1 rRNA gene is annotated in these 1,587 nt (G+C 53.1%); it reads left to right on the top strand.

The features are described 5' to 3' along the window. The first annotated feature begins 28 nt into the window (after window positions 1–28). A 16S ribosomal RNA gene (locus VSA01S_RS19705) occupies window positions 29–1,581 on the top strand. Window positions 1,582–1,587: the final 6 nt, after the last annotated feature.

Raw genomic sequence — 1,587 nt, 5'->3', positions numbered from 1 at the left:
TCAGTATTCATTGAGCCGAAAAAACTTTAAATTGAAGAGTTTGATCATGGCTCAGATTGAACGCTGGCGGCAGGCCTAACACATGCAAGTCGAGCGGAAACGAGTTATCTGAACCTTCGGGGAACGATAACGGCGTCGAGCGGCGGACGGGTGAGTAATGCCTAGGAAATTGCCCTGATGTGGGGGATAACCATTGGAAACGATGGCTAATACCGCATAATGCCTTCGGGCCAAAGAGGGGGACCTTCGGGCCTCTCGCGTCAGGATATGCCTAGGTGGGATTAGCTAGTTGGTGAGGTAAGGGCTCACCAAGGCGACGATCCCTAGCTGGTCTGAGAGGATGATCAGCCACACTGGAACTGAGACACGGTCCAGACTCCTACGGGAGGCAGCAGTGGGGAATATTGCACAATGGGCGCAAGCCTGATGCAGCCATGCCGCGTGTGTGAAGAAGGCCTTCGGGTTGTAAAGCACTTTCAGTCGTGAGGAAGGCGGTAATGTTAATAGCATTATCGTTTGACGTTAGCGACAGAAGAAGCACCGGCTAACTCCGTGCCAGCAGCCGCGGTAATACGGAGGGTGCGAGCGTTAATCGGAATTACTGGGCGTAAAGCGCATGCAGGTGGTTTGTTAAGTCAGATGTGAAAGCCCGGGGCTCAACCTCGGAATTGCATTTGAAACTGGCAGACTAGAGTACTGTAGAGGGGGGTAGAATTTCAGGTGTAGCGGTGAAATGCGTAGAGATCTGAAGGAATACCGGTGGCGAAGGCGGCCCCCTGGACAGATACTGACACTCAGATGCGAAAGCGTGGGGAGCAAACAGGATTAGATACCCTGGTAGTCCACGCCGTAAACGATGTCTACTTGGAGGTTGTGGCCTTGAGCCGTGGCTTTCGGAGCTAACGCGTTAAGTAGACCGCCTGGGGAGTACGGTCGCAAGATTAAAACTCAAATGAATTGACGGGGGCCCGCACAAGCGGTGGAGCATGTGGTTTAATTCGATGCAACGCGAAGAACCTTACCTACTCTTGACATCCAGAGAACTTTCCAGAGATGGATTGGTGCCTTCGGGAACTCTGAGACAGGTGCTGCATGGCTGTCGTCAGCTCGTGTTGTGAAATGTTGGGTTAAGTCCCGCAACGAGCGCAACCCTTATCCTTGTTTGCCAGCGAGTAATGTCGGGAACTCCAGGGAGACTGCCGGTGATAAACCGGAGGAAGGTGGGGACGACGTCAAGTCATCATGGCCCTTACGAGTAGGGCTACACACGTGCTACAATGGCGCATACAGAGGGCAGCCAACTTGCGAAAGTGAGCGAATCCCAAAAAGTGCGTCGTAGTCCGGATTGGAGTCTGCAACTCGACTCCATGAAGTCGGAATCGCTAGTAATCGTGGATCAGAATGCCACGGTGAATACGTTCCCGGGCCTTGTACACACCGCCCGTCACACCATGGGAGTGGGCTGCAAAAGAAGTAGGTAGTTTAACCTTCGGGAGGACGCTTACCACTTTGTGGTTCATGACTGGGGTGAAGTCGTAACAAGGTAGCGCTAGGGGAACCTGGCGCTGGATCACCTCCTTATACGAT

Source organism: Vibrio sagamiensis NBRC 104589, assembly GCF_007990935.1.
In the GTDB taxonomy this organism is placed as follows: Bacteria; Pseudomonadota; Gammaproteobacteria; order Enterobacterales; family Vibrionaceae; genus Vibrio; species Vibrio sagamiensis.
The sequence above is the reverse complement of the archived record's forward strand: the minus strand, read 5'-3'. Positions and strand labels throughout refer to the sequence as shown.